Raw genomic sequence first — 3,902 nt, 5'->3', positions numbered from 1 at the left:
GCTCGCTCCTCCGTCGCTGCGCGGCTCCTCAGTCCAGCCCGCGCAGCGCGCCAAGACACGCTCATACCCCACTCGCTCATTGTCGAAGGGACTCGACGATGCACGACATACGGAGCACCACCCGCACCCTGCTGCGAACCGCCGCGCTCCCCGCTCTCGGCGCGCTGCTGCTGACCGCGCTCCCCGCGCCGGTCGCATACGCCGCGAGCACCCTGGCCAACACCGGATTCGAGGCCGACGGCACCGGCACCGCCACCCCGTCCGGCTGGAGCACCTACTCCGCCGCCGGCAACAACAACGCCTCGTACACCGAGACCGGCGGCCACAGCGGCGGCTACCGGCTGTCCCACTGGTCCTCCTCGGCGTACAAGGTGCAGACCTACCAGTACCTGTCCGGCCTCGCGAACGGCACCTACACGCTCAGCGCGTGGGTGCGCTCCAGCGGCGGACAGAGCGCTGCGTACCTCGCCCTGCGCGACTGCGGCGGCGCCGAGCAGCGCACCGATCTGCCGCCCACCCCGAACGGCACGTGGATCCGCCTGGTCACCTCGGTCACGGTCACCAGTGGCCAGTGCACCATCAGCCTCAACTCCGACGCCCACGCGGGGGAGTGGGCCAACCTGGACGACCTCACCTTCACCAAGGGCAGCACGGGACTTACGGTCAAGGGCGGGGACGTGTCCACCCTCGCCAAGAACGAGGCATTCGGCGCCACCTACCGCTCCGCGAACGGCACCAGCGGTGATGCCCTGGCCATCCTGCGCGCCTCCGGTATGAACTACGCGCGGCTGAAGGTGTGGGTGAACCCGGCCGACGGCTACAACACCAAGGCCAAGGTGCTGGCCATGGCCAAGCGAGCCAAGGCCCAGGGGATGAAGCTGCTGGTCGACTTCCACTACTCCGACAGCTGGGCCGACCCCGGCAAGCAGACCAAGCCGGCCGCCTGGGCCGGACACGACTACAGCCGGCTCAAGCAGGACGTGTACGACCACACGTACGACGTCCTGGGCGCGCTGAAGGCGCAGGGCACCACGGCCGACATGGTCCAGATCGGCAATGAGATCAACGGCGGCATGCTCTGGCCCGAGGGCTCCACCAGCAACTTCTCCCAGCTCGCCGGGCTGCTCACCGCCGGTGCGAACGCCGCCAAGGCCGTTTCGTCCGACACCAAGATCGCGCTGCACCTGGCCAAGGGCGGGGACAACGGGGGCACGAGGTGGTGGTTCGACCAGGCGGTCGCGCAGAAGGTGCCGTTCGACGTCATCGCCCTGTCGTACTACGGCTACTGGCACGGCCCGCTGTCCGATCTGCAGGCCAACCTGGACGACGTGGCGGCCCGCTACGGCAAGCCGGTGCTGGTCGCCGAGACCGCCTACGCCCACACCCTGGCCAACGACGACGGCCTGGCCAACAACGTGGCCACCGCCGACCAACTCGTCGACGGCTACCCCGCCACCCCCGCCGGGCAGGCCGCCAACCTCCGGGATGTGATGAACGTGGTGGAGGCGGTGCCGGGCGGCCGGGGCCTGGGCGTCGTCTACTGGGAGCCGGCCTGGACCGCGGTCAAGGGCAGCGGCTGGGACCCCACCGACCCGGGCTCCGGCAACGCCTGGGAGAACCAGGCCCTGTTCGACTACGGCGACAAGGCCCTGCCCGCGATGGACTGGTTCGGCCACCGCTGACCGGTGAACTGTGCGCGCCGGATATGTTGACGGACGCTCATGTTTACCCGACGGTAGGTTCATGGCGACCACAGTGACGCACGGGATGAGAGTTCGTCTTCGTACGGGCCGCATACGACTGCTCGGGGCGGCCGCCCTGCTGCTCCTGGCGGCGGTCGCCGCTCCGGGCGGCACCGCGGCCGCCGCCGAGCCGCCCTGGTCCGACGGCCCGGCCGCGGACCGGATCTCCGTAGCGGGCGGCCGGTTCACCGACGGCCACGGGCGCGAGGTCGTACTGCGCGGATTCAATGTCTCCGGCGAGGTCAAGCTGGCGGAGAACGGCGGCCTGCCCTTCGCAAGCACCGCCGACGCCCGGAAGTCCGCCCAGGCCATGCGCGGCCTCACCGGCGCCAACTCGGTCCGCTTCCTGCTGTCCTGGGCCCACGCCGAGCCCGAGCCCGGCAAGGTCGACGAGGAGTATCTGCGCAAGGCCACCGAGCAGATACGGGCCTTCCTGGACGCCGGGATACGGATCTACCCCGACTTCCACCAGGACCTCTACTCCCGCCAACTGTTCGACAAGGACAGCTGGTACTCCGGCGACGGCGCGCCCGAATGGGTCGTCAAGGCCGGCGGCTACCCCAAGGAGTCCTGCGGCATCTGCGTCCACTGGGGCCAGAACATCACCCAGAACCCCGCCGTCCAGGACGCCACCCGAGACTTCTGGAAGAACCGCGCCCTGCAGACCTCCGCCGGAACGGTCCGGGTCCAGGACGCCTTCCTGGTCACCGCCGAGAAGACCATGGCCTACCTCGCCGGCCGGCTGACCGCCGACGAGTTCGCCCGCGTCGTCGGCTTCGACCCGTACAACGAGCCGTACGCGGGCCGCTACGACGACGGACAGTCCAGCCGCGCCTGGGAGAAGGACGTGCTGTGGCCGTTCTATGAGAAGTTCCGGGCGCGTATGGACGCCGCGGGCTGGGCCGACAAGCCCGCCTTCGTCGAGCCCAACCTGTTCTGGAACTCCAACATCGACTTCCAGCGCCAGGAGGGCGGCCTGCTCGACGCCGGGGCCATCGGCTCGCGCTATGTGTTCAACACCCACTTCTACGACCAGAAGGCCATCTCCGGCGTCTTCATGCCCGGCAAGGCCCAGGACGGCCAGTACGCCACCGACTTCGCCACCGTGCGCGACCGCGCCTCGGCGCTCGGCACCACGGCCGTCGTCAGCGAGTACGGACACCCGCTGACCGGCTTCACCTCCGACAAGGCGCCGACCGTGGTCAAGGGCCTGTACCAGGCGCTGGACTCCCGGCTCAGCGGCGCCACCTGGTGGAGCAAGGCCGCCGGCTCCGGCCCCGTCCTGTCCGCCAACCAGTGGCAGTGGGATCTGTACAACGGGCGCCACCACGAGGCGATGAACGGCAACCCCGACAAGATCCTCACCGCCGGCGACGCCTGGAACGACGAGGACCTGTCGGCCGTACGGCTCGACGACACCGGGGCGGCCGTGCTCCGCCAGGACGCCCGGCTGCTGGACCGCCTCTACCCGAGCGCGGTGGCGGGCCGCACCCTCGCCTTCACCTTCGAGGACCGCTCGCGCGACGGCTCCACCACCCTGAGCTGGGACCGCGTCCCCAGCAGCCTGCCCAGCGTCGCCCGGCTGGTCGGCTCGGGGCGCTACGGGATGCTGGTGTGGCGGCAGAACAGCACCACCGAGGCCCCCACCGAACTGCACCTGCCCCGCGACTTCGATTCCCGTCAGGTCACCGTCGTCTCCGACCTGGGCACCGTCACCGGCCCGCCCGCCTACACCGCGCACGGGCACACCGCCGACCACCCCGTGGCGACCGCGGCGGAGAGCGGCGGCACCGACGCCAGGCGGCTGCTGCTCTCCGCGCCGTCCGGCGCCGGAACCCTCCACTACGCGCTGGTCGCCGACGGCACCGCCGCCCCCTCGGCCGAGCTGCGCGCCGCGGCACAGCGCGAGCTCAGCGCGTGGGCGCAGGCCGCCGGCTTCCCGAACTGACCCGCCGGCGTCACCAGCGGTGGTGCACCTGGGCGCGGATCCGCCGGTCGTACAGCTCGCGGACCGCGTCCAGCGTGTCCTGCTCCAGCGCGGGCAGCGCCGCCGCCGTGGCGTTCGCCCGGGCCTGCGCGGGCGGACGCGCCCCCCGGGAGGCCCGGGTCACCCCCCGCGGCTGGGCGACCCCCCCCCGCGCGGGCTGCGCGGGCGTCGCC

Annotated in this window: 2 protein-coding genes and 1 pseudogene; 2 read left to right on the top strand and 1 reads right to left on the bottom strand. The window is 71.5% G+C overall.

What is annotated here, in order from left to right:
* Positions 1 to 98 precede the first annotated feature (98 nt).
* Together ACWDSL_RS52385 and ACWDSL_RS52380 are read left to right on the top strand one after the other, a co-directional pair.
* The gene (locus ACWDSL_RS52385; RefSeq protein ID WP_450496734.1) at positions 99 to 1,682 is read left to right on the top strand and encodes a glycosyl hydrolase 53 family protein; all 1,584 of its coding nucleotides are present in this window, start codon (positions 99 to 101) and stop codon (positions 1,680 to 1,682) included.
* A gap of 85 nt (positions 1,683 to 1,767) precedes the next feature.
* Positions 1,768 to 3,690 (top strand): cellulase family glycosylhydrolase, encoded by a 1,923-nt coding sequence (locus ACWDSL_RS52380; RefSeq protein WP_450496723.1) that lies wholly within the window; start codon positions 1,768 to 1,770, stop codon positions 3,688 to 3,690.
* 10 nt (positions 3,691 to 3,700) lie between these two features.
* Here ACWDSL_RS52380 and ACWDSL_RS52375 read toward each other — a convergent pair.
* A pseudogene (locus ACWDSL_RS52375) lies at positions 3,701 to 3,902 on the bottom strand (aldo/keto reductase); the annotation flags it as partial.

The sequence above is a fragment of the Streptomyces sp. NPDC000941 genome (assembly GCF_053599555.1).
Note: the sequence above shows the minus strand (reverse complement) of the source record. Positions and strands in the feature narration are given on the sequence as shown.